This window comes from Xanthobacter lutulentifluminis (assembly GCF_043194675.2).
In the GTDB taxonomy this organism is placed as follows: domain Bacteria; phylum Pseudomonadota; class Alphaproteobacteria; order Rhizobiales; family Xanthobacteraceae; genus Xanthobacter.
Genome location: NZ_CM195525.1, coordinates 1,388,381 through 1,414,706, shown reverse-complemented (window position 1 = coordinate 1,414,706; position 26,326 = coordinate 1,388,381). Strand labels below are relative to the sequence as shown.

Here is a 26,326-nt window from a genome sequence, read left to right as displayed (position 1 = left end):
ATGGCCATTCTTCAGACTGGGGCGTGCGGCTCAGTGGCTGGTGACCACGCCGCGCTCGATGTGGAAGACCTGGTCCACCAGATCCGAGGAATGGGTGGCGTCGGATTCCGAGAGGATCACGCACAGGCCCTCGCTGCGCAGCTTGCCGATCACCTCGGTCAGGCGGCGCGAGAGCACGGGGGCGACGCCCTCGAACGGCTCGTCGAGCAGCAGCAGGCGCCGGCCGGGCATGAGCGCGCGGCCGAGCGCCACCAGCTTCTGCTGGCCGCCGGACAGCTGCATCGCCTTGCGCTCGCGATACTGCGCGATCTCCGGCATGAGGGAGTAGATCCATTCCAGCCGCTGCGGTGCGTCGGCGAGGCGGTTGGCCCAGGCCGGCATGAGGATGTTCTCCTCCACCGTCAGGCTGGGGATGAGGCGCCGGTCCTCCGGCAGGTAGCTGATGCCCAGCGGCGCGCGGGTGTGGGCCTCCCTGTCGCCGATGGAGGTGCCGTCGAAGACGATCTTCCCGGAGATGGCGGTGAGGCCCATGATCGAGCGGATCAACGTGGTCTTGCCGGCGCCGTTACGACCGATCAGCCCCGCCATGCGGCCCGTGGGCACCTCCATGTTCACGCCGCGCAGGATCGGGATGCCGGCGATGGAGACGTCGAGGTTGGAGATGGCGAGCGTCATGCCACGGAACTCCCCTGCTGCGCGGCGGCGCTGGCTGCGGGCTTGTGATCGGAATGGCCGGTGACCAGCTCGCGCACGCGGGCATCGGCGAGCACCTGGTCCGGCGGGCCGTCGGCGATGATCTCGCCGCTGTAGAAGGCGAGGATGCGCGACACGTAGCGCCGCACCACATCCATGTCGTGCTCCACGAACAGCACGGTGAGGCCGTGGTGGCGCACCGCCGCCATCACCGTGTCCATCAGGTCGCCCTTCTCGTCCACGCTCACGCCGGAGGTGGGCTCGTCGAGCAGCAGCATCTTCGGATTGCCGATCATCGCCATGGCGATGTCGATGAGCTTGCGCGAGCCCTGCGGCACGGCGGTGACGCGGGCGTCGCGATAGGCGAGCACCCGGAACTCGGCGAGGATCTCCTCCGCCTTCTTCACGCGCGCCGGCGAGGCGAGGGCGGTGAAGAAGGAGGGGCGCGGCGTCTCGGCCGCGGCCAGCGCGATCACCAGGTTGTCGAGCACGGTCAGCTCGGGAAAGAGCTGCGCCACCTGGAACGAGCGGGTCAGCCCGGCGCGGGTGATGGCGCGCGGCGCGAGCCCGAGGATGGGGCGGCCGTCCATCAGGATCTCGCCCGAGGTGGGCGGCAGATAGCCGGTGACCATGTTGATGAAGGTGGTCTTGCCGGCGCCGTTGGCGCCGATGACGCCGACGATCTCGCCCTTCTCGATCCGGACGTTCAGGTCCTTGGCGGCGGTGACCGCGCCGAACGACTTGTTCAGCTTGCGGGTCTCCAGGATCGGGGTGGTGTGCGTGCTCATGCGCCGGCGCCTCCGGTGCGGGGTTTCGGGGTGGCGGAGGGATCGGACGAGGGCACCACGGCCTCGACCCGGCGGCGGGTGAACAGGCTCCACAGGCCCTTGGGCAGGAACACCACGATGCCGAGCAGGGTGAAGCCGAGGATCATCTGCCAGGCATGGGGCAGGAACTCGATGGCGTAGGTGCGCACCAGCGCGAACACGATGGCCGCGAGGAACGGCGCGATCACGCTGCCCGTGCCGCCCAGCAGGGCGATGAACACGAACTCGCCCGAGGTGGTCCAATAGGCCATGTCGGGGTCCACGTGGCCGGTGGCGAGGGCGGTGAGCCCGCCGCCGAGGGCGGAGACGGCGGCCGCAACCACATAGTTCGCGTACTGGATCCAGCGCGGCGACAGGCCGAGGAACTCCACCCGCACCTCGTTCTCGCGGATGGCCTCGCAGGTCATGCCCATGGACGAGCGGTAGTAGCGGTTGAGGAAGAAGGCCACCGCCGTCGCCGCGATCACCGTGAGGAGGAACACCGCCTGGGTGGCCTTCTCTCCCCCCTCGATGGAGCGGCCGATGAGGGTCCAGCCGGTGACGTTGAAGCCGTCGGTGGAACCGAGCTCCTGGCTCTTCACCAGCACTCCGTAGAGGATCATGGAGAAGGCCAGCGAGAGCATGGCGAAGAAGATCTCGCGGTAGCGCGTCAAAAGCAGGCCGAGCAGCATGGCGAGCAGCACCGCCGCCACCACGCCGATGGCCAGAAGGGCGAGGCCGGCGTTGACGCCGAGGAACGGCCCGCCCATGCCCACGGCATAGCCGCCCACGCAGTAGAACAGGCCCTGGCCGAAGGAGACCAGGCCGGCCTTCATCTGCATCACCACGCCCTGCACCACCAGCGCCTTGGCGAGGGCCACCGTCAGAAGGAAGACCAGCCAGCCGGGGGCGAGCGCGCCGCCCGCCACGAGGGCGACCGCAAGGCCGATCAGCGCGAGTTCAGTCTTGTCGGGACGCATGTCAGATCTTCCTTGCGAGCGTGCGGCCGAACAGGCCCTGCGGCCGCACGGCCAGCACCAGGGACATGACGCCGTAGATCACGAACAGCTCGAACTGCGGGGCGAAGTGGACCGCGGCGGCGCGCGACAGGCCGAGCATCAGCGCGCCCACCGCCGCGCCCTCGATGGAGCCCATGCCGCCCACCACCACCACGGCGAAGGCGAGCACGATCACCTCCACGCCGATGCCCGGCACCACCGAGATGGAAGGCGCGGTCAGCGCGCCGGCGAGCGCGCCGAGGGTGGTGCCGATCAGGAAGGTGAGGGTGAACATGCGCTTCACGTTCACGCCCATGGCGCGGGCGACCTCGCGGTCGTGGATCACCGCGCGCAGGATCTTGCCGAGGTTGGTGCGCTCCAGCCACGCCCACAGCGCCAGCCCTACCGACACGGCGACGGCGATGACCACGAGGTCGTAGTTGGACACCTTGAGCCCGCCGATGGTGGAGCGGCCGAGCGCGGTGTAGGGCTGGTAGGCGAAGTAGGGATTGACGCCGAAGACGAGCTTCATGGCGTCTTCCAGGATCAGCAGCAGGGCGTAGGTGATGATGACCATCAAGGTCTCGTCGCGCCCGTACATGAACTGCAGGAGGCCGCGCTCCACCAGCGTGCCGACCACCAGGCCGGCGACGATGGCGCCGCCGATCAGGATCAGGAAGCTGGTGCCGGCCGAGCCGGTGCCGTCGGCGAAATACCAGCCGATGGCGGCGGCGGCCGTGTAGGCGCCGATGGCGTAGAAGGAGCCGTGCGCCATGTTGAGGATGCGCATGACGCCGTAGATCACCGTCAGGCCGGCGGCGACCAGGAACAGCCACGACGCGTAGATTGTGCCGTCGATCAATACGGCGAGGAAGCTCGTCATCGGATCGCATCCGTCATTGGGCGCATGGAGCCGGCGGCGGAGGACCGCCGGCTCCCGTGTCACCGGAGGAGGGAACGGATCGGCGCGGCCGGTCCGTCGCTCGTGTCAGCTGGAGCGCGGAGGCCGCAGCCTCAGTTGCACTTGGCGCCGGGGAAGCCGGCCTTGATCCAGGCGTCGGAAGCGATGCCGTCCGGCGGGGTCACGCAGTCGCCCGAGAAGGTGAGGATGTTCTCGATCGAGGCCTTGCCGGTCTTCGCGTCGTACTTGTAGGTGCCGTAGGAGATCGGCTGCACGGCCTGGTGGCCGTCGGCGCGGTCCATCTTCACGGTGCCGGCGACGGATTCGAAGGTGGCGCCCTTGAAGGCGGCGGCGATGGCATCGGCGGCCGGCACGGTGCCGTTGTTGCCGCCGGCCTTCTCGGCCGCGTACTTCAGGCCGAGGATGGCCTGCGCCATCTTGGTGGCCGGATAGGTCGGGGCCATGGCGTAGGCGTCGGTGTAGGCCTTCACGAACCACTTGTTCAGATCGTTCTGGGGCGCGAACGCGCCGAACGGGCCGCGGGCGCCGATGATGGTGCCGTTGGGGGCCTGGTCCTTGAAGCGATCGATGGCGGATTCACCGCAGGTCAGCAGCGCCACCGCGTCGTCCAGCAGGCCGCGGGCGTTGGCCTGGAGGATGAACGCCTCCATGTCGCCACCCCAGAAGCTGGAGTGGATCAGCTCCGGCTTCTTCACCGCGAGCGCCGAGATTTCCGCGCCGTACTGGCCCTGGAACACCTTCGGCATCTGGTTCTCGACCATCTTCGCCTTGGGCATCAGCTGCGCCATGGCGAGGGTGAAGTCGCTCCAGGAATCCTGGCCCCAGGCATAGTTCTGCTGGATGCCGGCGACCCGGGTCAGGTTCGGCTTGGTGGCCGCCAGGTAGCGGGCCGCGCCGATGTTGTCGACCGCCGCGTCGAGGCCGGTGCGGAAGGCGTACTTGGGCTTGCTGTCCTCGGCGAACAGGCGCGAGGTGCCGCAATCATAGAACACCGTCAGCGCCTTCAGCTCCTCGGCGACCGGGGCGATGGCGAGGCAGTCGCCGGAGGAGATGTAGCCGATCACGGCATCCACCTTCTGGCGCTGCACGAGGTTGCGGAACTCTTCCACCTGCTTGGTGGCGCCGCCGGCCTCGTCGATGATGACGGCCTCGATCTCGGCGCCGTTGATGCCCTTGGCGGCATAGGGGGCAGGCAGGACGCCCTTGTTCAGGCCCTCGACCACCACCTTGGCGGCGTTGGCGGAGGGGATGCCGAACGGACCGGCGGCCGGTCCGGAGAGGAAGGTGACGATGCCGACGCGGAACTTGCCGTTCTCGGCGGCCGAGGCGGCGCCGGCCAGCATGGTGCCGGCGAGGGCGGCGACGGCAAGGCCGGCGGATACGCGTTGCGTCACGGACGTGATGGACATCACCTTGGGATTCACTTGGACTTCTCCCTTTTTGGATCTGGTTGTCACTGCGTGGGGCGGGCGGCGGCGCGGCGCGCGCGCACCAGCTCGGGGGGGACGCGCAGGTCCTGCGCGTCGTAGGCGCGGATGTTGCCGAGCATCACGCGGGCCGGCGGGAAGCGCTCGTCCGGCACCGGCGTTCCCACCGCCTGCGCCTGCAGGATCTGGTGGGTGTCCGGATCGATCACGGAGGCAAAGCCTGCCGGGTCCTCCGGCAGCGCGAGGCGCATGCCTTCCAGCGCGGCGATCAGCGCCCTGTCGTCGGTGGCGTTGCCCACCGTGCTCACCGCCTTGGCGATGGCGATGATGCCGGTGTAGGCGCCCTCGGCCGCATAGGTCGGATAGCGGCCCGCCATGGCGCGGAAGGCATCGACGAAGCTGCGGTTCGTGGGGGTGTCCGGCCAGTTGTTGTGGTGCCGGGCGGAGAGGATGAGGCCCGGAGGCGGCTCGGCGCCGAGCTGCACCAGAACGTCGTAGTTGGCGCCGGTGTCGAAGTTGGCGACCCGCATCTGCGAGAACAGGTCGGTGGCCTGCGCCTGCTTGAGGAAGGCGAGGAAGTCCCCGCCCCAAAGCGCGGTCACCACGATGTCCGGCTTCAGCTCCTTCAGCGCCTGGATGTAGGCGGAGTAGTCCGGCTCGTAGAGCTTGGGCCACAGCTCGGCCACCACCTCGTAGTCGAGGCCCAGGGTGTCCATTGCGGCCAGCAGGTCGTCGCGGGAGACGTGGCCGTACTCATAGTCCGGATTGAGGATGGCGATGCGCCGCCACGGCTGGCTCGCCTTGATGTCGCGCAGGTAGCGCGCGCCGGCGGCGTTGGAGGTCCAGCTGTCGTTGGAGACGCGGAAGTAGTGCGGGTGCCCGGCCTCGATGGTGAGGCGCGAGGAGGCGTGGTCGGTGCCCACCAGGATGATGGAGCGGCGCCGGGCGAGGTCGCTCACCACCTGCGCCACGCCCGAGGAGACCATGCCGCACAGGAAGTTCGCGTGGTCCTTGTCGATGAAGTCCTCGGCGAGCCGCAGGCCATAGGAGGCCTTGGAGAGGTCGTCGTCGATGATCACCCGCAGCCGCGGGGCGGGCTGGCCGGTGACCTTGCCGGCCTCGATGTCGCGCAGGGCGAGGCGGATGCCCTCCACGCTGTCGGTTCCGTAGATCGCCGCGCGGCCGGCCATGGGATAGATGCAGCCCACCACCGCGTCCGCCTCCTCGGCGGAGGCGCCCAGCACGATGCGCTCGGCGCGGGCGGGACCGGCGCCCCACAGCAGGGCGGCGGCGACGGCAAGGCCCCCCAGCACGGGGGCGAACCCAGTTGACCTCACGGCGACCTCCCGATGGCAAGCGTCTGAGCGCGCTTCATTCTTGTTGCTGACCGTTCAGCAAGGCCCATGCCAGCCACGCCGACGTTCCGGAATCGTTGACGAGCCTTGCGTCCTGCGCGGGGGGCGCCTGCGTCCGGCGCGCAGCGATGAGCGGCTATCGCTCGCCTGCGCGCGCTCATGAGCGGTTTCCGCTCATTTGGCCGCTCATAAGGCCGCTCATGCGCGGATGATCCGGGCGGGCGCGCCAGCGGGGCTGGAGCCGGCGCGGTCAGACGCTTCCGCGCGGTTGCGGCGGCTGATGGCGGCGGGGCCAACCGGGTGCGGTGGGGCTGGATCAGGCGGAAAGGGGGCTCACCTGGCTCCGCGGTGGGATGGCTTGCGCGCGGTCTTGCGGCGCCAGCCTTTCCGCGGTGACGCGGGCGCGCCTCCGCCCGGTCATCCGGGCGACGTTCGGCCCTGGCGCCCCGTCACCGTCCGCTGTCACCTGCCGATCCGCCCGGCGCGGCGGTTCCGGCGCCGGACGCAGGCTCTCCGAGGAGCGCGTCGGGCTACAGGCCGAGGCGCTGCAGCCGGCGCTTCAGGGCGTGGCGGGAAATGCCCAGGGTCTCGGCCGCACGCCCCTTGTGGCCGCTGGAGCGGCTGAGCGCCTCCTGCAGCAGGTTGCGCTCGGCCTGGTCCATGCGGTCGTCGATGGTGGCCGGCCCGGCGGCGGCACCGGCTTCCGGGCGGTGGGCGGGCGCGGCCGCCACCGGCGCCGCATGGGGCGCGCGCAGCTCCTGTGGCAGCAGGGCGGGAGTGATGGTCGCGCCCGGATAGAGGATGGTGAGGCGCTCGATGAGGTTCTTCAGCTCGCGCACGTTGCCGGGCCATGCGTGGGCCTCCAGCAGCGCCGCCGTTTCCGGCGCGAGGGCAACCGCGGCGCATCCCTCCTGCGCGGCGTAGCGGGCGGCGAAGTGGCGCGCCAGCACCAGCGTGTCGCCCGCACGCTCGCGCAGGGCCGGCACGGCGACGCTGATCACGTTGAGCCGGTAATAGAGATCCTCGCGGAACCGCCCCTCGCGCACGAGGGCGGCAAGGTCGCGGTTGGTCGCCGCCACCACCCGCACATTGCCCACATGGACGGTGGCGGCGCCGACCGGGCGATAGGTGCCATCCTCGAGGAAATGCAGCAGCTTGGCCTGGAGCGCGAGCGGCACCTCGCCGATCTCGTCCATGAACAGGGTGCCGCCCTCGGCGAGGGCCACGAGGCCGCTGCGCTTCTGGTGCGCGCCGGTGTAGGCGCCCTTCTCGGCGCCGAACAGCTCGGCCTCGATCAGCTGCTCCGGCAAAGCGGCGCAGTTCACCTCCACGAACGGGGCGTCGGCGCGCCGGCTGCCGGCGTGGATGGCGCGGGCCACCAGCGCCTTGCCGGTGCCGCTCTCCCCCTGCACCAGGATGCGCGAGGTGCCGCTGCCGGCCACCCGCTCCACGGCCTCGCGCAGGGCCGCCATGGCCGGGCTGTCGCCGATGAGGCTGGCGGTGGAGAGCTGGCGGCTGCGGTGATACTCGATCTCCTCGTGCATCCGCTGCCGGTCGAGGGCCTGACGGATGCAGTGGAGCAGGTCGTCGAGCTCGAACGGCTTGGTCAGATAGTCCACCGCGCCGGCCTTCACCGCCTGCACCGCAGCGCGGGTGTCGCCGTGGGCGGAGACCATGATGACCGGCAGATCGGGCGAGAGCGCGCGCAGCCGGGCGAGCGTCTCCATGCCGTCCACCTCGGGCATGCGCAGGTCGACGAGGGCAAGGTCCACCTGCCCCGACCGCACCACATCGAGCGCGGCGGCGCAGCTGTTCACGCCGGTGGGCTTCAGCCCCTCCTTCTTGAGCGCATAGACCAGCGAGCGCACGAACGGCGCCTCGTCGTCCACGACCAGAATGGATGCCGGGTTCATGCCGGGGTCACGGCTTTGTTCATGGCGTCGCCATCCTTCTCAGGCCCCGGCGTCCGTGGGGGCGGGCGCGGGAAAGCCGAGGCTTATCAGAGTGCCGAGGCCAGGGGTGCTCTCGATGCGCATGGTGCCCTCGTTCGCCTCCACCATCTGCTGGCTGATGGTGAGGCCGAGGCCCGAGCCCGTGGCCTTGGTGGTGAAGAAGGGATCGGTGACGCGCGAGAGATCCTCCGGCGCGATGCCGTGACCGTCGTCGGCGATCTCGATCACCGTGCGGTCGCCCTGCCGGCTGGCGCGGAAGGTGACGGTGCCGCCGCGCGCGCAGGCCTGCAGGGCATTGAGCCCGAGATTGACGAGGATCTGCTGCATGTGGTCCTCGTCGGCCAGCACCAGCACGCTGGAATCGCCGGTGGAGGCGAGGTTCACGCCGCGCTCCGCCGCCACCGGCCGAAGCAGCGTCGCGGTGCGGCGCAGGAGCTCGCGGACAGCGAGCGTGCCGCGCGCGGCCGGATGCGGGCGGCCGTAGGTGAGGAGGTCGTTGACCACCCGGTTGAGCCGGTCCACCTCGGCCTCGAGGTCGAGCAGCAGCTCGCGGCGGTCGCCGTCGGGCTCGTCGCGGCTCAGGCTCTGCACCGTGGTCTTCATGGTGGCGAGCGGGTTGCGCACCTCGTGGGCGACGCCGGTGGCGAACTCGCCCAGCACCGCCATCTTCTCGGTGCGCACCGTGCGCTCGATCATGTCCTTGACCCGCTCGGCCATGGTGTTGAAGGCGGCCGAAACGGCGTTGATCTCGTCGGCGGGGCGGGTGAGCGGCAGGCGATAGGTGAGGTTGCCGCTCGCCACCGCGTGGGCGCCCTCCACCAGCTGGTCCACGCGCCGGCGCATGCGCAGGCCCAGATGGACGAACAGCGCCACCACCACGATCATCACCAGCGCGCCGCCGGCATAGAGCCACCCGCGCGCCGAGCGCAGGGAGGAGAACACCTCCGGCGAGCGCACATCGCGCATCAGCCGCCAGCCGGGCAGCACCTCGGGGCCGGGGATCAGCTCCGGATGCCCGGCTATGGGGCGGCCGGTGGCGTCGAGGATGGCGCCGGAGGGGGTGGAGAGCAGCAGGCGGACGATGGCGCTGGTGGAGGACTTGTCCAGCTGCTCGGTCATGGAGGCGAGGCGCACGTGCAGCGCCACCGTGCCGCCCCGCCCGTCGGCGCTCTCGCGCATGGGCCGGCGCAGCAGGATCCAGCCGGCGCGGCCCGGCTGCGGCAGAGCGGGGCCGACGATCTCCACCCCGTCCTTCACCACCGCCGGCAGGCCGGCGATCGACCAGCCCTGCGCGGTCCAGTAGGGCGGGCCGGAGGCGGCCTGCCCGGCCACCGCGTGGCGCAGCCGGTCCGAGCCGTCGAAGAACAGGATGCCGTAGAGGTCCGGCACATCCGCCTCCAGCCGCAGCAAGGCCGCGATGTCGGCGGTGCCGGGCGCGTCGGGATCGGCGAGGAAGGCGCTGAGGCCGGGATAGTTGGAGATCTTGGCCAGCTGGTACTGCATGGTCTCGAGGAACACGGCCATGCGGTTGGCGGTGGCGGCCTCCTGCGCCGACTGGCGCTCGCCCACCAGCGAGGTCTCCAGATCCTTGGTGAAGCGGTCGTAGAGCGCGCCGACGCTGACGAGGGCGAGAGCGAAGATGCTCACCGTCACCACCACGTAGCGGCCGACGATGCTGGAGAGGCGCAGGTTCCTGCCGCGCAGAAGGCGCAAGAGGCGGCGGGGGCCGCGACGGAGGGAGCCGGCAAGCATCGGAACGGGTTTCAGGCCTCGGATCGAGGCCGCACCTAACCACAGCTGCCGGGAAAACCCAAATGGCGACGCCGGGTTGCATCCGCGCCGGCAGGGCGCGGGGAGCGAGCGCTGGACCGGGACGGGGGCGTCGGGCCGCCCCGGTCCCGGTCAGAGCCGGTGGTTCAGAACTGCCGGCTCAGAACTGCCAGTTCAGAACTGCCAGTTCAGAACTGCCAGGTCACGCGCGTGTTGAACGAGCGGCCCATGCCTGCCACCGGGAAGCCCCAGGCGGCGGAGGAGCCCATCATGGACGGGATGCGGTAGTTCACGAGGTTCGCGCCGCCCAGCGGCAGGTTGTAGTTGGTGTCGAAGATGTTCTCGATGCCGAAGTCGAGGCGCACCGCCTCCCACTGGTAGCTGGTGCGGAAGTTCAGCAGCGCGTAGGCCGAGGTCTCCAGCTCGTTGCGCACCTGGCTCACCAGCACCTTGGAGGCCACCATCTGCAGCTCCAGGCTGTTGGTCCAGTTGCCCACCTTCTGGTCCACGGCCATGACGCCGTTGAGCGGCATCATGTGGTAGAGGTTCACCCCGTCGGTGCGCTGGCCCTGCACGAAGTTGAGGCTGCCGCGGAAGGTGCCCTGGCCATAGGCGTCGGTGTCCCACAGCGCGAGCTTGCCGTCGATGTTGACGCCGTAGAGCCACGCGTCGTGGTTGGCGAAGCGCAGGAACACGAAATCGTCCTGGACGTAGGGGTTGGCCGGCTGGCCGGCGAGGCAGCCGGGCAAGAGGCAGCGGTCGGCGTCGATGTAGTTCACCACATAGCTGTAATAGGGCGACACCTTCAGCTCCCACGCCTTGTTGGCGGGGTCGTGCCAGGTGGCGGTGAAGCTCACCGTGTGCGCGGCCTCCGGCACCAGGTCGAGGTTGCCCACGTAGCCGTTGCCGTCGCCGAACCAGCCGATCATGCTCATGGCCATGGGGTTCGTGGACCAGGCGTAGCGCTCGTAGAAATTGGGCGACCGCGTCTTGCGGGCGAGGCCGAGCTCGTAGAGGCTCGCGTCGTTGGCCTCGTAGCGCAGGATGGCCGTGGCATCGATGTTGACGTCGGTGCGGGCGTGGCTCTGGGCGTTGAACAGGGCCGCGTCCAGCCCGTACATCATCTGATTGTAGCCCTGCACGTCACCGGTGTTCATCCACACGATGTCGTTGCGCACCCCCAGCACGGCGGTCCAGCGGTCGTCGATGTGGCGTTCCCACTCGCCGTAGGTGCCGAGCCGGGTGCGCTGGCCGTTGTTGATGCTGATGAAGGTGTCGGGCCCCATCATCATGGAGCCGGCCACCGGCGGCCACCAGTCGTCGAGGTTGTTGTAGTAGAGCTCGTTGCCGATGCGCACGATGTCGCGGGCGGTGGCGGCGATGGTGCCCTTGACCGAGTAGCCCACGTCCGTGGTGCGGGTGTCCATGGGCATGTCGCCGGTCTTGTCCGGCGCGATGAAGCCCATGGTGTGGCGGATGCGGTTGGCGAACACCGTGCCTTCCAGCTCGCCCCAGTCGAACTCGCCCTTGTAGCGGCCGTTGGCGTAGATGCTCTTGTTGTCCACCATGTCCATGTACTGGTTGGGGTATCCCTCGTAGGGGATGAACTGCCCGCCCACCTGCGCCGTGAACACCTGGTCGGCGATCTTCTTGGAGATGCTGATGGCGTGGTTCTGCGTCTCGTACATGGTGGACTTGATGGTGGTGCCATCGCCGGACGTGTAGTCGCTCGCCCGGTTCCAGCCGCCGGTGTAGGTCACGCTGGTGTCGGCGTTCGAGACGGTGGCCGTGGCGTCGACGCCGTAGCCCTGGCCGTTGCTGCGGTAGAAGCCGGAGACCTGCCCGCTCACGGTGAGCGCCTCGCCGGGGGTGAAGCGGGGCGGGGCGAGGGTCACGTCCACCTTGGCTCCGGTGTAGTCGCCGCCCACGCTGACCGGGGCGGTGCCCATGTAGACCCGGGCGCTCGAGATCATCGCCGGGTTGAGGAACGACATGGGCGGGTTCATCTCGTTCGGGCAGGCGATGCCGAAGATCATGCCGTTGATGGAGACCTGCACGCGGTCCGCGCCCATGCCGTTCACCGCCGGCAGGCTGGAGACGCCGCCCGCGCCCCAGGCCGCGCCGCCGGGAATGCGGCTGATGAGCGAGCCCGAATCGCTGGTCCACAGCGTCGCGCTCTGCGCCTCGATGCCGGAGATGAGGGCGATGTTGGCCGGGCTGAAATTGCCGCCGGTGTCGGAGGCGCCGGAGGAGCGCACCTCGCCCTGCACGACTACCGTGGGCAGTTGGTCCGGCGCGGTCTGGGCGCGGGCAGTCGTGCCGGTGGCGGCGAGGGCGGAGACGGCGAGGGCGGCCAGCACCGGTGTGCGCAGCGCCGTTGTCTGGCGCAGGGCGTTCCGGGTGAGGGCGCGGCGCCGGGTGGCAGGGGAAACGGATCGCATGGGATGTCCTTCCGCGGGCCCAGGCACGGTGGCTCTGGGCGCGGGCACGCATGTCTGAAGGGACCGGGCCGCAGGAGGCGGCCCGCGCTCGGTCCGCCGGGCGCAAGGGGCCGGCGGGTGCGCGGACGTCGCCCGCCGTCGCCGGCGGGGGCGGGCGGCAGGGCGCGTCGTTCAGGCTGCGAGGACGGAAGGGGGCGCGCGGGGCTGGAATGGCCGCCGGCTGTCGAACTGCCGAAGCGCGATGCGCACGACGGCATCGAACTTCAGCTCGATGGCAAGGCGATCGATCGTGACTGTGGGCGCGGGAGGCGGCAGCGTCGGCAGGTCGGCGCGGGCGAGGCAGGCCTGGCAGTGGATGGTGCCGGCGTGGCCACCATCGGCCTTGCCGCTGCCGGTTCCCGTCTCACCCGCCCCGCTCAGGCAGAGCTCGTGCGACGGTCCGAGGGGGAGCATGGCGAGTACGGCGCCGGCCAGGAAGCTCTGCAGCACAAGGACATAGGTCACCGCGAGGACGGCAACCCATCTCATGCCCGATCCTGGTCCGCGGCGCCTGCCCATGCTCCGGATACCCCCACCAAAGGGCTAGCACCTCTCCAACGGGAAGGGAACGCGTCGAACACGTTTGCGTGTCCTGTCGGGCATGTGAACCGGAGGGGCGTGACGCGCGTGCAACACCCCCGCACCGGCAGGGCTGGCGGCCGTCAGGGATGTCCGCCGTTCACCGTCCGGTGGCCGACGCACAGCGTTCCCGGCCCCGCAGCTGATTGGGCGGGCCGGTCGGGGAACGCGCTCCGCAAGGCCCTGCGTGCGTGGGCGTTGGCAAGGCGCGGCCAAGGCCGCTAGAGTGCCGCCCGTGCCCCGGCGGGGCGACCATCGGGGGCGGCCTTGGCCAAAGCGGGCAGATCAGCGCGGTGGGGAAAAGGTGCCCTCGGCATCCTGCTGACCTACGCCCTGTTCCTGCAGCTCGTGTTCGCCGGCATGCTCGCCGAGCGCATGGCCTTCGCCGCCGCTGCCGACATGGACCCCATCTGCGCGGCCGCCGGACATGGGTCCGGCAGTCCGGGCTCCGGTGGCGACACGGGGCTCGCCGGCCACGGACAGGCCTGTGTCATCTGCGCCTTCGCCGCGCTCTCGCCGCCGCTGCCGGAGCGGGTGCTCGCTGCCGTGCCCACGGCTGCGGAAGCCGCCACGCCCGTCGGGGCAGGGGGCGAGGCCGCGACACCGCTGCGCCCCCACCACAGCCCCCGCAGCTCCCAGGGACCACCCGCCCTCGCGTGACCGGGGCCGCCGCCGGCAGGCAGCCGTCCGTCCCGATATCGCGATCGGGGCCGGTTCTGCGCCGGGGGGAAGGGTCGGGCATGCCCGCGGCGCCGCGTGGTCCCTCGTTCCGGCCCGCGTGATACCCGCCCCCTCCGCGCACGACCCCCCGGCCGTCGCCGGTCGCGCCACCACGACCCGGCCTGCCGGGGGCGGCTCTCGACGGTGGCGCCCGCTCTTCCCATCCCGCCGGTCCGCGCAGGCGCGCCCGCGGGTGCTTCCCCTCCCCATCATCCGTTCCGGCCTTCCGCCGGAGCGACTTTCGTCCCGTCGCCGGTCAGGGCGCGGGAGCCAACCCGAGGAGAGTTCCATGTCCAGCTTCAATCGCTCCCGCCGCGCCCTTCTTGCGGCTGCGGTCGCATGCGGGGCCCTGGCGGCCGGCGCAGCCGTCGCGCATGAGTTCAAGGCCGGCTCCATCGAGATCGACCACCCCTGGTCGCGCGCGACGCCGGGCGGGGCTACGGTTGCCGCCGGCTATCTGGTGCTGAAGAACACCGGCGCCGCTGCCGACCGCCTCGTGTCCGCCACCGCGCCCTTCGCCGGCCGCGTGGAGATCCACGAGATGGCGATCAAGGACGGCGTGATGACCATGCGCCCGCTGCCGGCCGGAGTGGAGATCCCCGCCGGGGCCAGCGTCGCGCTCAAGCCCGGCGGCTACCACATCATGTTCCTCGACCTGAAGTCGCCGCTGAAGGAAGGCACCAAGGTGGACGGCACCCTGACCTTCGAGAAGGCCGGCGCCGTGCCGGTCCAGTTCCAGGTCGAAGGCGTCGGCGCGTCGAGCAGCTCCGACGGCCACAAGAGCCACTGAGCCCGCCGGTGGACCGCCGCCGCGGTCCGCAGACGGCACCGTCCCGCCGGGACCAGCCCTCGAGCCGGCGCGCCCCTCGCGCGCCGGCTCGCCTGATCGTTCCTGCAGGCTGCGGCGCGGGTCCGGCGCCAGCTCCGGCGTCTCGCGCCCGGCGGCCTCTGGCGCCACCTGCGGCGCGTCAGCCGGCCGCGGACAGGACGGGCCGGGCCGGCGGGAAGATTTCGCAAATCGAGAAAAAATGAAAGTTGCGTAACGGCGGGGCTGCGCGAGCAAATCATTGCGAGCGTGACCGCAAAAATGGATCTGTGTGTCGGCCGATCGCGGTCGCATGGATCATCGCCCCGGGTGGCGCAACGGCAGATGCGCCAAGGGCCGGGCGGCTCCGGCGCCGGCCGCCACGAAGCCTTGCCGGCTGAACCGCCACATCGTGGGAATACCGTCTCTCCATTTGGGCAAGCGTGACCTACAGTATCTGCAGCTGTCCGTGCGGCACCTTTCCGCGCGGCAGCGGTCCTGCCCTATACTTTGTGGAGAGAGACGATGACTTTTGTTCGCATCAAGGACGAAGCCGCCGCCCGCGAGAGCATCGCCACCGGCGCCGAAAGCGCCGCCATGGTGACGGCGGCGCGGGCCATCAGCGACATCGGCTACGACAACATCCGGCTTGATATCGACACCGTGAACAACACCTGCTGGTGCTTCATGGACCCGGTGGAGAAGCCCTCCTACACCCACGAACTGATGGCCGACATCACCCGCATGCAGCACGCCATCACCCGCAGCTTCGCCGGCCTGCCCGGCATCGCCGATGCGCCGTTCGGCTGGTTCGTGATGGCCTCGGCCGTGCCGGGCATCTACAACCTCGGCGGCGACCTCGGGCATTTCGCCCAGCGCATCCGCAGCCGCGACCTCGACGCCATGCGCCACTACGGCCACGTCGCGGTCGAGGCCATCCACCGCAACGCCATCGCGTTCGACAGCCCGGTGGTGACCATGGCGCTGGTGCAGGGCGATGCGCTCGGCGGCGGCTTCGAGCACGCGCTCTCGTTCGATCTGATCGTGGCCGAGCGCAGCGCCAAGATGGGCCTGCCGGAAATCCTGTTCAACATGTTCCCCGGCATGGGCGCCTACAGCTTCCTGTCGCGGCGCATGGACCGGGCCAAGGCGGAGGCGCTCATCCTCTCCGGCCGCATCCACACCGCCGAGGAGCTGCACGAGATGGGCGTGGTGGACGTGCTCGCCGAGGACGGCCAGGGCCAGCAGGCGGTGGTGGACTACATCGCCCGCCACGGCCGCAAGCACAACGCCCACCACGCCGTCTACCGCGCCCGGCGCCGGGTCAACCCGGTCACCCTGTCGGAGCTGATCGACGTGGTGGACATCTGGGCCGAGGCTGCGCTGAACCTCACCGAGGCCGACCTGCGCAAGATGGACCGGCTGTGCGCCGCGCAGAACAAGCGGCTCGCGGGCCTGCGGCCGGATGCGCCGCTGCTCGTGGCTGCGGAATGAGGTCGACGACCGGCGGTGCGCCCACGGGCGCATCGCCTGCCGCTGGTTCTGCCCCGTCCTCCGCTATCCATGCCCCGCCGTGCGCGCCGAGCAGGCGCGCATGGCTCTCTGCGTGCGCTTCAGCTCGGCCTGGGCCTGGCGGGTGAACTCGATGGCGCCGGCCCTCAGCTCCTCGCCGCGCAGGTCGCGCCACGGGGCGCACAGCCGGCCGAGGCCGACGGCGCCGATATTGGCCGAGCTGCTCTGCAGCGCATGGGCGTCGATGCGGAACGCGGCGAGGTCGCCGCGCGCGGCATTGTGCGCGAGCTTGTCCAGCAGCAGCTCCGCATCCTGCAGGTAATCCTCCATCAGCTCCGCCACGAATTCCGCCCCGCCGAGCCGGCGCAGGCTCTCCAGCGCGGTCTCGTCCAGGCAGGCCGTGGTGTCGAGGCGGACCACCGTCGGGCGGAGGGGCACGGGCGCGGACGTTTCCGGCGCCTCCCGCGCGAGGCGGTCGACGGCGGCCAGCAGCGCGGCCGGCTCCACCGGCTTGATGAGGCAATCGTCCATGCCGGCGTCGCGCCAGCGGCTGTCGGTCTGGGCCGTGGCGTCGGCGGTGAGGCCGACGATGGGCAGGCGCCGGCCGCCGGTGGCCATCATCCGGTAGAGCTTGGTGGCCTCCAGCCCGTCGGTGTCGGGCATGTTGAAGTCCATCAGCACGAGGTCGAGCTCGTCGGCGCGATCCTCCAGCACGTCCAGCGCCTCGTCGCCCGATTGCGCCACCACCACTGAATGGCCCGCCCCCTCCAGAATGCGCGAGAACACCCTCTGGTTGATGCGGTTGTCATCTGCCAGCAGGACGCGTCGCGGCGTCGCGGCGCGCGCCGGGCGGGGCGCGGCCGCCTGGGTGGGAGAGGTCGCGGCGAGCCGGAAGGCGAGATCGAGGGCGCGATGCAGCTGCGTCACCGTCGGGCGCTCCGGCAGCACGCAGGCGCAACGCCGGCGCGCGGTCAGGTCCGGCAGGCCCTCCGAGGCCTGGGGCTCGATCAGCACCGTGCGCGGCGTGCTGCCGCTGCCGGCGAGCGACAGGAGCGGCAGGCCGCGGGCGTCGGGCCCGTAGACCAGCCGCACCGCCCCGGCCGCCTGCGGCGGGAACATGCGCGCCGGCCCCTGGCGCGGGTCGGCGAGAATGGGCGTGATGCCGAGCGCGGCGAGCGCCTCGGTCAGCCCGAACAGGGGGGCCGTGTCGCGGCACACGATCACCACGCCACGCGGGCGCCACGGCTCGTCGCGTACCGAGCCGGCCTCGTCGGCCGGCCACTCCGCGTCGGGCGGGGACACCAGCACGTCGAAGCGGAAGGTGCTGCCTTCCCCGGGCACGCTCTCCACCGCGACCGACCCGCCCAGCAGCGCCACCAGCCGGCGGGTGATGGCGAGGCCGAGCCCGGTGCCGCCGAACCGGTTGAGGATGCTGGCATCGGCCTGGGTGAAGTCCTCGAAGATCCGCTGCTGGCTCTCGGGCGCGATGCCGATGCCGGTGTCGGTGATCTCGACCTTGAGCCGCAGCGCGCCGTCCTCCGCCGGCTCCGCGTCCACCGCGACGGTGACGCTGCCCTCGCGGGTGAACTTCACCGCGTTGCCCACGAGGTTCACCATTATCTCGTGCAGGTGCTGCCGGCTGCCGGTGAGGCGCAGCGGCGTGCGCGGCGTCACGTGGATGTCGAAGCCCAGCCCGCGCTCGCGCACCTGGCTCTCCACCAGCCGCCGCACGTCCACCAGCAGCGCCACGAGATCGAACGGCTCGTTGGAGACCGGCATGCGCCCGGCCTCGATGCGGGACAGGTCCAGCAGTCCGTTGATGAGCGACTGCAGGGAGCGGGTGGCGACATCCACCGTCTCCACCATCTCGCGCTGCTCGGCCACCAGCGGGCTCTCGCGCAACAGGCCGGTCATGCCGACGATGGCGGTGAGGGGGGTGCGCAGCTCGTGGCTGACGCTGGCGAGGAACAGGCTCTTGGCCTGGCTCGCCTCCTCGGCCGCCTTGGTGGCCTGGGACAGCTTGCGGATGAGCGTGCCGGCATAAAGCGGCAGGATCACCAGCCCCACCAGCAGCCCCGCCGACAGATGCCAGCGGTGGTACCAGAACGGCGTCGTCACCACCACCGCGGCAAAGCAGATGGTGGCGACGGGGATGGAGATCTTCAGCCAGGTGAGGCCGAAGCGGAAGCCGTTGCCGAAGATGACCCAGAGATAGATGGGGTAGAACAGGGAGGCCACCTCCCCGCCCAGATGCAGCTGCCAGGAGAGGAAGCCGCAATCCAGCACCAGCGCGAACAGGCGCCGGCCGCGCGATATGCCGGGAAACAGCAGGATATGCCCGAGCACCCCCAGCGCCAGCGGGATGTAGAGCGCCATCACCGCGAGCGCGCTGCCGAGGCCGCCGCTGCTGCGGTTCACCAGCAGCACGATGACGATGATGACGGCGAACGCGAGCCGGTTGAAGCTCATCTCGTGCTCGCTGTCGGGGCGCCCGCGCAGGCGCGACGCCATCCAGCGCACCGGCGCGGCGAGGGGGACGAGAAGCCTAGCCGCGACCGGCATGGGTGCTCTCCGTCGCGCCCGTCTGCTCCCCCGGGGCCGTTCCCTCGCGCTCGATGAGCCACGCGGCGAACGTCTCCGCCGGCATCGGCCGGCTGTAATAGAAGCCCTGCGCCTCGTCGCACCCTTCGGCGCGCAGCAGGGCGATCTGGGATTCCTCCTCCACGCCCTCGGCCAGAACCGTCAGGTGCAGGATGTGGCCGAGATCGATGATGGTCCGCACGATGGCGAGCGCGCTCGGGTCGCTGCCGAGGTCCTGCACGAACGAGCGGTCGATCTTCAGCCGGTGCAGCGGCAGGCTGCGGATGTAGCTGAGGAACGAGTATCCGGTGCCGAAATCGTCCACCGCCAGGGTCACGCCCAGGGCCCGCAGGGTGTGCAGCTGCATCACGATCTGCTCGTCGTAGCCCAAAAGGATGCCCTCGGTCAGCTCCAGCTCCAGGCCGGTGGGGCGGAAGCCGGTGGCGCGCAGCGCCTCGCGCACCAGCTTTTCCACCCCCTGCTTGCGGAATTGCACGGGCGAGAGGTTCACCGCCATGCGCAGGTCGCCCAGCCCGGCCGAGGTCCAGCCCGCCGCCTGGCGGCAGGCCTCCTTGAGCGCCCATTCGTTGATGGGGACGATGAGGCCCGTCTCCTCGGCCAGGCCGAGGAAGGCGTCGGGCGCGAGCAGGCCGTGCTGGGGATGCTGCCAGCGCAGCAGCGCCTCGGCGCCCACCACGCGGTTGCTGCGCAGGTCGATCTGCGGCTGGTAGTGCAGCAGGAATTCCTGCCGGGAGAGGGCGCCGCGCAGGTCGCTCTCCAGCTGGGCGGTCTGGCTGGCGCGCGGGCCCATGTCGGCGGCGAAGAAGCGCCAGGTGCCCCCGCCGTCGGACTTGGCGAGGTACATGGCCTGGTCGGAGTTCTTCAGCAGCTCGTCCGGGTCGGTGCCGTCGAGGGGGGCGAGGGTGACGCCGATGCTGGCGCCGACCTTGAGGGCGGAGGGGCTGGCGTCGTCCGCGTTCAGCAGGTCGAGGATCCACTGGGCGAGGCGGGCGGCATCCTCCGGCCGGTCGATGTCGCGCTGGAGGATGGCGAACTCGTCGCCGCCGAGGCGCGCCACCGTGTGGCCCTCGCCCACCAGCGCCGAGAGCGCCTCGGCCACCCGCTGGAGCAGCTCGTCGCCACGGTGGTGGCCGTGGGCGTCGTTGATCGCCTTGAAACGGTCGAGGTCGATGAAATGCAGGGCGAAATACTGGTCGCCCCGGCGTCCGCGCGCCAGCTCCCGCCGCAGATGGTCGCGCAGCAGCATGCGGTTGGGCAGGCCGGTGAGGGAATCGTGGTTGGCGATGTGCTGCAGACGCTTTTCGGCCAGCCGCCGCTCGGTGATGTCGATGGAGGTGGTCAGGATGCTGCCCACCTCGCCGGCGCCGTCCAGCAGCGGCGCCTTGCTGGTGAGATAGATGCGGTGCTCCCCGGACGGGGTGGTCACGTCCTCCTCGCGGGAGGGGATGGGGCGGCCGGTCTTCAGCACCAGCTGGTCCAGCCGGCGGGAGATGTGGGCCCGCTCCTCGCCGATCAGCGCCTCGATGGGCTGGCCCACGAGATCGGCCGGCGCCTTGCCGATGAAGGACGCCTGATGGGCGTTGACGAACACGCAGCGCCCGTCGCGGTCGGTGGCGTTGATCATGGCCGGCACGGTGTCGATCACCTGGGCCAGCGCCTCGCGGCTCTCGCGGAGCAGGCGCTCCTTGGCGTTCAGGCTCATCTCCAGCAGGTCGGCCCGCTTCATGATGAGCAGCTGCTGCGTCCGCAGCTTCAGCAGGTTGCGGGCCCGCGCCAGGAATTCCACATGGTCGACCGGACTCAGCAGGAAATCCGTCGCCCCCGCCTCGAGTGAGGTAACTCTGTACTGTTGGTCGTCATAGGCCGTCACCACGACGATGGGCACGTCGCGGTTGATGCCGTTGTCGCGCACGGCCGTGATGAGATCGGCGCCCGACATCAGCGGCATCTTGTAGTCGGTGATGATGAGGTCGGTGGTGTTGTCCGCCAGCCATTCCAGCGCCTTCAGCGGGTTCTCGAACGTGCGGATGTTGCCGTGGGGCTCCAGCTGCCGCGCCAGCTTCGCGTAGATGCGACGATTGGTCGAGCTGTCGTCGATGATCACGATTGTCGGCATCGGTGCTTGCGCCATCGGAGACTCGGAAGGCTTCACGGGGCCCATCGGGCCGCCGGGGCGCGATGATCGGCTCGCACCGGTGGCTGTCGGATTACGGCTTGGTCTGTCGGTTCTGCAGTCATGGGCGGCCCCTGAGGGGCGGTAGGTATCTTGATCCTGACCACCTGGTCAGCAGATCATCTCCTTGTTTAGCAAGGTATCGCGCTCAGGTCATGATGGGATGGGGCCCATCGGATCGTCGTGCAAGCAAAAACCCGCCGCTCCGGGGACGGAGGCGGCGGGTTTGGCACCGAATGGCGGGGACGGGCGGGCCTGTCGTCCACATGCCCATGGGGAAGGGCGTGGCCTCCCTAGCGCTGTTGCACGCGGTCGAGGGCGAGGTTCAGCGCCAGCACGTTCACCACCGGCTCGCCCAGCACTCCGAGCGTCCGCTCTTCCCTCAGCTGGTCCACCAGCCGCCGCAGCTGGTCCTCGGGGAGGTTGCGCGCGCGGGCCACCCGCGGCACCTGGAACAGGGCCGCCTCCGGGGAGATGTGCGGGTCGAGGCCGCTGGCGGAAGTGGTCACGAGGTCCGCCGGCACCGCGGCGCCGGGGTTCTCGGCCTTCAGGGCCGCGAGGTCCGCCTTCACCCGCTCGGCGAGGGCCGGATTGGTGGGGCCGAGGTTCGAGCCCATGGAGCCGGCGGCATTGTAGGGCTGGGCGATGGTCTTGGTGGCGTCGGCCGGGTCGGCGCCGGTGGTGGCGGAGGGCCGGCCGTGGAAATAGCGATCGGACGTGAAGTTCTGTCCGATCAGCGCCGAGCCCACCACCTTGCCGTCGCGCACCACCAGGCTGGCGTTGGCGCGGTCGGGAAACAGCGCCTGCGCGGCGCCGGTGACGGCGAGGGGATAGGCGAGGCCGGTGACGCCGGCGAGCAGCAGCGCCAGCACCAAAGCGGGGCGGATATCCTTCAGCATGGGTGTCTCTCCTCAGACGAGGTGCAGAGCGGTGACGGCGAGGTCGATGGCCTTGATGCCGGCGAACGGCACCGCGATCCCGCCCAGCCCGTAGATCATCAGGTTGCGCTTCAGCAGCGCCGCCGCGCCCACCCGGCGGAACGCGACGCCGCGCAGCGCCAGCGGGATCAGGGCGATGATGATGAGCGCGTTGAAGATGATGGCCGAGAGGATGGCGCTCTGCGGCGAGGCGAGGCCCATCACGTTCAGGGCCCCGAGCTGGGGGTAGAAGGCCACGAACATGGCCGGGATGATGGCGAAATACTTCGCCACGTCGTTGGCGATGGAGAAGGTGGTCAGCGAGCCGCGCGTCATCAGCAGCGCCTTGCCGATCTCCACGATCTCGATGAGCTTGGTGGGGTCGCTGTCGAGATCCACCATGTTGCCGGCCTCGCGGGCGGCCACCGTGCCGGTGTTCATGGCCACGCCAACGTCCGCCTGGGCGAGGGCCGGGGCATCGTTGGTGCCGTCGCCGCACATGGCGACGAGCTTGCCCTTGGCCTGCTCGTCGCGGATCAGCTTCAGCTTCGCCTCGGGGGTGGCCTCGGCGAGGAAGTCGTCCACCCCGGCCTCGGCGGCGATGGCGGCGGCGGTGAGCGGGTTGTCGCCGGTGATCATCACCGTGCGGATGCCCATGCGGCGCAGCTCCGCGAAGCGCTCGCGGATGCCGCCCTTCACGATGTCCTTCAGGTGGATGACGCCGAGCAGGCGGCCGTCGCGCGCCACGGCGAGCGGGGTGCCGCCGGCCTTGCCGATCTCCTCGGCGATGGCCTGCAGCTCGCGCACCTGCTCGGGGCCGGCGAGGCTGCGCAGCGCCTGCACCGCGCCGGAGCCGGCCACCGCAGCGCCACCGGCCTGCACGTGCGCGAGGATCGCCTCCACCGCACCCTTGCGCACGGACGAGCCGTCCACGTCCACCCCGCTCATGCGCGTCTGCGCGGTGAAGGGGACGAAATGGGCGTTGAGGGTCGCCATGTCGCGGCCGCGCAGGCCGTACTTCTCCTTCGCCAGCACCACGATGGAGCGGCCCTCGGGCGTCTCGTCGGCGAGCGAGGCGAGCTGGGCGGCGTCGGCCAGGTCCTCGGCCGCCACGCCGCGCAGGGGACGGAACTCCGACGCCTGCCGGTTGCCCAGGGTGATGGTGCCGGTCTTGTCGAGCAGCAGCGTGTCCACGTCGCCCGCCGCCTCCACCGCGCGGCCGGACATGGCGAGCACGTTGAACCGCACCAGCCGGTCCATGCCGGCGATGCCGATGGCCGAGAGCAGCGCGCCGATGGTGGTGGGGATCAGCGTCACGAACAGCGCCACCAGCACCACCACCGGGATCGCCCCGCCCGCATAGGCCGCGAAGCTCGGGATCGAGGCGGTGGCGAAGATGAAGATGATGGTCATGCCCGCGAGCAGGATGTTCAGCGCGATCTCGTTGGGCGTCTTCTGCCGCTCGGCGCCTTCCACCAGCGCGATCATGCGGTCGAGGAAGGTGGAGCCGGCGGCGGCGGTGATGCGCACCTTCAGCCAGTCCGACACCACCGTGGTGCCGCCGGTGACGGCCGAGCGGTCGCCGCCCGATTCACGGATCACCGGCGCGCTCTCGCCGGTGATGGCGGCCTCGTTCACCGAGGCGACGCCCTCCACCACCTCGCCGTCGGAGGGGATGATGTCCCCCGCCTCCACCAGCACCACGTCCCCGACCTTCAGGGTGGTGCCGGGAACCGTGCGGAAGGCGTTGCCGGCGCCGGTGAGGAGCTTGGCGGTGGTCTCGCTGCGGGTGCGGCGGAGCGAATCCGCCTGCGCCTTGCCGCGCCCCTCGGCCACCGCCTCGGCGAAATTGGCGAACAGCACGGTGAACCACAGCCACAGGACGATCTGGAACGAGAAGCCGAGGTCCGGCCCCCCCGCCGCCACGTCGCGCAGGAACAGGACGGTGGTGAGCAGGGCCACCACCTCCACCACGAACATGACGGGGTTCTTCACCATCGCGCGCGGGTCGAGCTTGCGGAACGACGCGCCGATGGCGGGGACGAGAAGGGCTGGCTGCAGCAGGCTGGATGAACTGGGTCTGGCCATGGAGGCGCTCCCGGAAATGGATGTCAGGCGCCCGCGCGTCAGCGGGCGGAAAGCTGGAGGACGAGGGACACCACCGCCTGGATGGCGGCCGCCGCGACGAGGCAGGCCACGCTCGCGATCAGGATGATCTCGGAGGTGTTGAGCGGCTGGAGCCGCCGGGGCCGGGGCGTGCCGGATGCGGCTCCGGGTGTGGCATCTGGCGCATCCGCCTTCCCGGCAGCGTCCGGCCGTCGGGGCGCGGGGCGGGGATCGGGGGCGGACATGTCAGCCTCCCGCCCCGAAGCTCTGGCCGGCCACCGCCGCGAGGTGCTCGACGATCGGCCCCAGCGCGAGGGCGGGGAAGAAGGTGAGGCCGCCGACGATGAGGATCACCCCCACCAGCAGCCCCACGAACAGCCCGCCATGGGTGGGGAACGTGCCCGCCGAGGCCGGCACCGTCTTCTTCGCCGCCAGCGTCCCGGCGAGCGCCATGGCCGGCACGATCATCAGGAACCGGCCGACGAACATGGAGACGCCGAGGGTGACATTGTAGAACGGCGTGTTGCCGGACAGTCCCGCGAAGGCGGAGCCGTTGTTGGCGGTGGCCGAGGTGAAGGCGTAGAGGATCTCGGAGAAGCCGTGCGGCCCCGGATTGGCGATGGACGCAACCGCCGAGGGCAGCACCGCCGCCACCGCCGTCCACCCCAGCATCATCAGCGGCAGCACGAGGATGGCGAGCATGGCCATCTTCACCTCGCGGGCCTCGATCTTCTTGCCCACGTACTCCGGCGTGCGCCCGACCATGAGGCCGGCCACGAACATGGCCACCACCACGAACAGCAACATGCCGTAGAGCCCCGCGCCCACGCCGCCGACGATGATCTCGCCGAGCTCCATGTTGATGAGCGGGATCATGCCGCCGAGCGCGGTGAAGCTGTCGTGCATGGCGTTCACCGCGCCGCAGGAGGCGGCGGTGGTGACCACGGCGAACAGCACCGAGGCGACGATGCCGAACCGCGCCTCCTTGCCCTCCAGGTTGCCGCCGGAAAGCCCCAGCGCGTTCAGCGCCGGCGTGCCGGACGCCTCCGCCCACCAGCACACGGCAAGGCCGGCGAGGAACAGCACGCCCATGGCGGCGAGCAGCGCCCAGCCCTGCCGCTCGTTGCCCACCATGCGGCCGAACACGTTCGTCATCGCCGCGCCGATGGCGAAGATGGCGACCATCTGCACGAAGTTGGAGAGGGCGGTGGGGTTCTCGAACGGGTGGGCGGCATTGGCATTGAAGAAGCCGCCGCCGTTGGTGCCCAGCATCTTGATGGCCACCTGCGAGGCCACCGGCCCCACCGCGATGGTCTGGCTCGCGCCCTCCAGCGTGGTCGCCTCCACATAGGGGGCGAGGGTCTGCGGCATGCCCTGCCAGACCAGGAACAGGGCGAGCACCAGGCAGATGGGCAGCAGCACATAGAGGGTGCAGCGGGTCACATCCACCCAGAAATTGCCCACCGTCCGGGCCGAGGCGCGCGAGAAGCCGCGCGTCAGCGCCAGCGCCAGCGCGATGCCGGTGGCGGCGGAGAGGAAGTTCTGGTGGGTCAGCGCCAGCATCTGGGAGAGATAGGAGAGCGTGGTCTCGCCCCCGTAGTTCTGCCAGTTGGTGTTGGTGATGAAGCTCATCGCCGTGTTGAAGGCGAGATCCGGCGGCACCGCCGCCATGCCCTGCGGGTTGAGCGGCAGCACGTCCTGCAGCCGCAGCAGGCCGTAGAGCAGCGCGAACCCGGCCACATGGAACAGCAGCATCGCGACGGTGTAGCCGAGCCAGTGCTGCTCACGGGCGGGATCGACGCCGGCGAGCCGGTAGAAGCCGGTCTCGAAGGGGCGCAGCAGCGGCGACAGGAATGTGCGCTCGCCGGCGAACACGCGCGTCATGTAGCCGCCGAGCGGCCGCGCGAGCGCCAGCACGACGAGGCAGAACAGGGCGATCTGGATGAGCCCGTTGAGGAAGGGAGCGGGGGATGTCATGGCGCGTCCTCAGAACCGCTCGGGGCGCAGCAGCGCGGCGGTGAGATAGGCGAGGAGCCCCAGCGTCACGAGCCCGCCGAGGAGATAGTCGATTGTCATGGGGTCAGCTCCTGTCGCGGCTCCCGTCCGGGCGCCGCACGGAAGGGTCACAGGCGCTCGCAGGCGTAGCCGTAGCCGATGGCGAGGGCGAACAGGCCGGCGGCAAGGACGGTCAGGACGAGATCCAGCATGGACTGGCCTTCGATGGGCCGGCCCGGAAGACGAGGGGCCGGCCGGAACGGGCAATGCCCCGCGGGGCGGGGCACCGGTCTTCGTCAGGAATGATCTTCACGGTCGCATAAAGATTCGAGACGGTCCCCGGGGGACGGGCATAAAAATCTCATAGGCGCGCGTCGGCGCCGGCTGTTCCGGTCACGCCGGATCGAATTTCGGATGTGGAATGGTCTTCCCGCGTCCCGGGCCGCCGCGCGGACGCTTCGGCCGGATGCCGGCGCGGGGCCGCACGCGCCACGCGCGGGGGCGTTTGGCTGAAG

At 70.5% G+C, this 26,326-nt stretch carries 21 protein-coding genes; 3 read left to right on the top strand and 18 right to left on the bottom strand.

Features of this window, described 5'->3' with window-relative positions; all coding sequences use genetic code 11:
- Window positions 1-30: 30 nt before the first annotated feature.
- The 10 genes from V5F49_RS06365 to V5F49_RS06320 form a co-directional block, all read right to left on the bottom strand.
- Window positions 31-675 (bottom strand): ATP-binding cassette domain-containing protein, encoded by a 645-nt coding sequence (locus V5F49_RS06365; RefSeq protein WP_394115932.1) that lies wholly within the window; start codon window positions 673-675, stop codon window positions 31-33.
- Window positions 672-1,481: an ABC transporter ATP-binding protein gene (locus V5F49_RS06360; protein WP_394115933.1), complete on the bottom strand. Its 810-nt coding sequence runs from the start codon at window positions 1,479-1,481 to the stop codon at window positions 672-674. The genes V5F49_RS06365 and V5F49_RS06360 overlap by 4 nt, the downstream gene beginning before the upstream one ends.
- Window positions 1,478-2,479 carry a branched-chain amino acid ABC transporter permease gene (locus V5F49_RS06355; RefSeq protein ID WP_394115934.1) on the bottom strand — a complete coding sequence of 334 codons (1,002 nt, stop codon included), beginning with the start codon at window positions 2,477-2,479 and terminating at the stop codon, window positions 1,478-1,480. Before V5F49_RS06355 ends, V5F49_RS06360 begins: the two co-directional genes overlap by 4 nt.
- Before the next feature lies 1 nt (window position 2,480).
- Window positions 2,481-3,380 carry a branched-chain amino acid ABC transporter permease gene (locus V5F49_RS06350; RefSeq protein ID WP_394115935.1) on the bottom strand — a complete coding sequence of 300 codons (900 nt, stop codon included), beginning with the start codon at window positions 3,378-3,380 and terminating at the stop codon, window positions 2,481-2,483.
- Between the two features lie 131 nt (window positions 3,381-3,511).
- Window positions 3,512-4,828: an ABC transporter substrate-binding protein gene (locus V5F49_RS06345; RefSeq protein ID WP_394115936.1), complete on the bottom strand. Its 1,317-nt coding sequence runs from the start codon at window positions 4,826-4,828 to the stop codon at window positions 3,512-3,514.
- Between the two features lie 44 nt (window positions 4,829-4,872).
- Entirely contained in the window at window positions 4,873-6,183 is a 1,311-nt protein-coding gene (locus V5F49_RS06340; RefSeq protein ID WP_394115937.1) for an ABC transporter substrate-binding protein, read from the bottom strand.
- 548 nt (window positions 6,184-6,731) lie between these two features.
- Window positions 6,732-8,114 carry a sigma-54-dependent transcriptional regulator gene (locus V5F49_RS06335; RefSeq protein ID WP_394115938.1) on the bottom strand — a complete coding sequence of 461 codons (1,383 nt, stop codon included), beginning with the start codon at window positions 8,112-8,114 and terminating at the stop codon, window positions 6,732-6,734.
- Window positions 8,115-8,153: 39 nt separating this feature from the next.
- The gene (locus tag V5F49_RS06330; RefSeq protein ID WP_509210752.1) at window positions 8,154-9,905 is read right to left on the bottom strand and encodes an ATP-binding protein; all 1,752 of its coding nucleotides are present in this window, start codon (window positions 9,903-9,905) and stop codon (window positions 8,154-8,156) included.
- A 206-nt stretch (window positions 9,906-10,111) separates the two neighbouring features.
- Window positions 10,112-12,364 carry a TonB-dependent receptor gene (locus V5F49_RS06325; protein ID WP_394115940.1) on the bottom strand — a complete coding sequence of 751 codons (2,253 nt, stop codon included), beginning with the start codon at window positions 12,362-12,364 and terminating at the stop codon, window positions 10,112-10,114.
- A 171-nt stretch (window positions 12,365-12,535) separates the two neighbouring features.
- Complete coding sequence (locus tag V5F49_RS06320) at window positions 12,536-12,892, bottom strand: DUF2946 family protein (protein WP_394115941.1); 357 nt, start codon at window positions 12,890-12,892, stop codon at window positions 12,536-12,538.
- Window positions 12,893-13,249: 357 nt separating this feature from the next.
- Between V5F49_RS06320 and V5F49_RS06315 the strand changes: the two genes are divergently transcribed.
- The 3 genes from V5F49_RS06315 (at window position 13,250) to V5F49_RS06305 (ending at window position 16,001) form a co-directional block, all read left to right on the top strand.
- Window positions 13,250-13,642, top strand: a complete 393-nt coding sequence (locus V5F49_RS06315; RefSeq protein ID WP_394115942.1) for a DUF2946 family protein — start codon at window positions 13,250-13,252, stop codon at window positions 13,640-13,642.
- Between the two features lie 349 nt (window positions 13,643-13,991).
- Entirely contained in the window at window positions 13,992-14,492 is a 501-nt protein-coding gene (locus V5F49_RS06310; RefSeq protein WP_394115943.1) for a copper chaperone PCu(A)C, read from the top strand.
- Window positions 14,493-15,032: 540 nt separating this feature from the next.
- Window positions 15,033-16,001, top strand: a complete 969-nt coding sequence (locus tag V5F49_RS06305; RefSeq protein WP_394115944.1) for a crotonase/enoyl-CoA hydratase family protein — start codon at window positions 15,033-15,035, stop codon at window positions 15,999-16,001.
- 63 nt (window positions 16,002-16,064) lie between these two features.
- Here V5F49_RS06305 and V5F49_RS06300 read toward each other — a convergent pair whose 3' ends face one another.
- The 8 genes from V5F49_RS06300 to V5F49_RS06265 all read right to left on the bottom strand — a co-directional run bounded on the left by V5F49_RS06300 (window position 16,065) and on the right by V5F49_RS06265 (window position 26,098).
- A complete protein-coding gene (locus V5F49_RS06300; RefSeq protein WP_394115945.1) occupies window positions 16,065-18,581 on the bottom strand; it encodes an ATP-binding protein in 2,517 nt (838 codons plus the stop codon).
- A complete protein-coding gene (locus V5F49_RS06295; protein WP_394115946.1) occupies window positions 18,565-20,736 on the bottom strand; it encodes an EAL domain-containing response regulator in 2,172 nt (723 codons plus the stop codon). The genes V5F49_RS06300 and V5F49_RS06295 overlap by 17 nt, the downstream gene beginning before the upstream one ends.
- Window positions 20,737-21,086: 350 nt before the next feature.
- Window positions 21,087-21,692, bottom strand: a complete 606-nt coding sequence (locus V5F49_RS06290; RefSeq protein WP_394115947.1) for a K(+)-transporting ATPase subunit C — start codon at window positions 21,690-21,692, stop codon at window positions 21,087-21,089.
- A gap of 12 nt (window positions 21,693-21,704) precedes the next feature.
- On the bottom strand, window positions 21,705-23,798 hold the full coding sequence (gene kdpB, locus V5F49_RS06285; protein WP_394115948.1) for a potassium-transporting ATPase subunit KdpB: 2,094 nt from the start codon (window positions 23,796-23,798) through the stop codon (window positions 21,705-21,707).
- 38 nt (window positions 23,799-23,836) lie between these two features.
- Window positions 23,837-24,061 carry a hypothetical protein gene (locus V5F49_RS06280; protein WP_394115949.1) on the bottom strand — a complete coding sequence of 75 codons (225 nt, stop codon included), beginning with the start codon at window positions 24,059-24,061 and terminating at the stop codon, window positions 23,837-23,839.
- Window position 24,062: 1 nt separating this feature from the next.
- Complete coding sequence (gene kdpA, locus V5F49_RS06275; RefSeq protein ID WP_394115950.1) at window positions 24,063-25,793, bottom strand: potassium-transporting ATPase subunit KdpA; 1,731 nt, start codon at window positions 25,791-25,793, stop codon at window positions 24,063-24,065.
- Window positions 25,794-25,802: 9 nt separating this feature from the next.
- On the bottom strand, window positions 25,803-25,892 hold the full coding sequence (locus V5F49_RS06270) for a K(+)-transporting ATPase subunit F (RefSeq protein ID WP_394115951.1): 90 nt from the start codon (window positions 25,890-25,892) through the stop codon (window positions 25,803-25,805).
- A gap of 47 nt (window positions 25,893-25,939) precedes the next feature.
- Entirely contained in the window at window positions 25,940-26,098 is a 159-nt protein-coding gene (locus tag V5F49_RS06265; RefSeq protein WP_394115952.1) for a hypothetical protein, read from the bottom strand.
- Window positions 26,099-26,326 lie beyond the last annotated feature (228 nt).

Excerpts from the sequence above, each read along its gene's own strand:
- V5F49_RS06365 (WP_394115932.1), bottom strand. The coding sequence starts at position 675 with ATGACGCTCGCCATCTCCAACCTCGACGTCTCCATCGCCGGCATCCCG.
- V5F49_RS06360 (WP_394115933.1), bottom strand. The coding sequence starts at position 1,481 with ATGAGCACGCACACCACCCCGATCCTGGAGACCCGCAAGCTGAACAAG.
- V5F49_RS06355 (WP_394115934.1), bottom strand. The coding sequence starts at position 2,479 with ATGCGTCCCGACAAGACTGAACTCGCGCTGATCGGCCTTGCGGTCGCC.
- V5F49_RS06350 (WP_394115935.1), bottom strand. The coding sequence starts at position 3,380 with ATGACGAGCTTCCTCGCCGTATTGATCGACGGCACAATCTACGCGTCG.
- V5F49_RS06345 (WP_394115936.1), bottom strand. The coding sequence starts at position 4,828 with ATGTCCATCACGTCCGTGACGCAACGCGTATCCGCCGGCCTTGCCGTC.
- V5F49_RS06335 (WP_394115938.1), bottom strand. The coding sequence starts at position 8,114 with ATGAACCCGGCATCCATTCTGGTCGTGGACGACGAGGCGCCGTTCGTG.
- V5F49_RS06330 (WP_509210752.1), bottom strand. The coding sequence starts at position 9,905 with ATGCTTGCCGGCTCCCTCCGTCGCGGCCCCCGCCGCCTCTTGCGCCTT.
- V5F49_RS06325 (WP_394115940.1), bottom strand. The coding sequence starts at position 12,364 with ATGCGATCCGTTTCCCCTGCCACCCGGCGCCGCGCCCTCACCCGGAAC.
- V5F49_RS06320 (WP_394115941.1), bottom strand. The coding sequence starts at position 12,892 with ATGAGATGGGTTGCCGTCCTCGCGGTGACCTATGTCCTTGTGCTGCAG.
- V5F49_RS06310 (WP_394115943.1), top strand. The coding sequence starts at position 13,992 with ATGTCCAGCTTCAATCGCTCCCGCCGCGCCCTTCTTGCGGCTGCGGTC.
- V5F49_RS06305 (WP_394115944.1), top strand. The coding sequence starts at position 15,033 with ATGACTTTTGTTCGCATCAAGGACGAAGCCGCCGCCCGCGAGAGCATC.
- V5F49_RS06300 (WP_394115945.1), bottom strand. The coding sequence starts at position 18,581 with ATGCCGGTCGCGGCTAGGCTTCTCGTCCCCCTCGCCGCGCCGGTGCGC.
- V5F49_RS06295 (WP_394115946.1), bottom strand. The coding sequence starts at position 20,736 with ATGCCGACAATCGTGATCATCGACGACAGCTCGACCAATCGTCGCATC.
- V5F49_RS06290 (WP_394115947.1), bottom strand. The coding sequence starts at position 21,692 with ATGCTGAAGGATATCCGCCCCGCTTTGGTGCTGGCGCTGCTGCTCGCC.
- kdpB (WP_394115948.1), bottom strand. The coding sequence starts at position 23,798 with ATGGCCAGACCCAGTTCATCCAGCCTGCTGCAGCCAGCCCTTCTCGTC.
- V5F49_RS06280 (WP_394115949.1), bottom strand. The coding sequence starts at position 24,061 with ATGTCCGCCCCCGATCCCCGCCCCGCGCCCCGACGGCCGGACGCTGCC.
- kdpA (WP_394115950.1), bottom strand. The coding sequence starts at position 25,793 with ATGACATCCCCCGCTCCCTTCCTCAACGGGCTCATCCAGATCGCCCTG.
- V5F49_RS06270 (WP_394115951.1), bottom strand. The coding sequence starts at position 25,892 with ATGACAATCGACTATCTCCTCGGCGGGCTCGTGACGCTGGGGCTCCTC.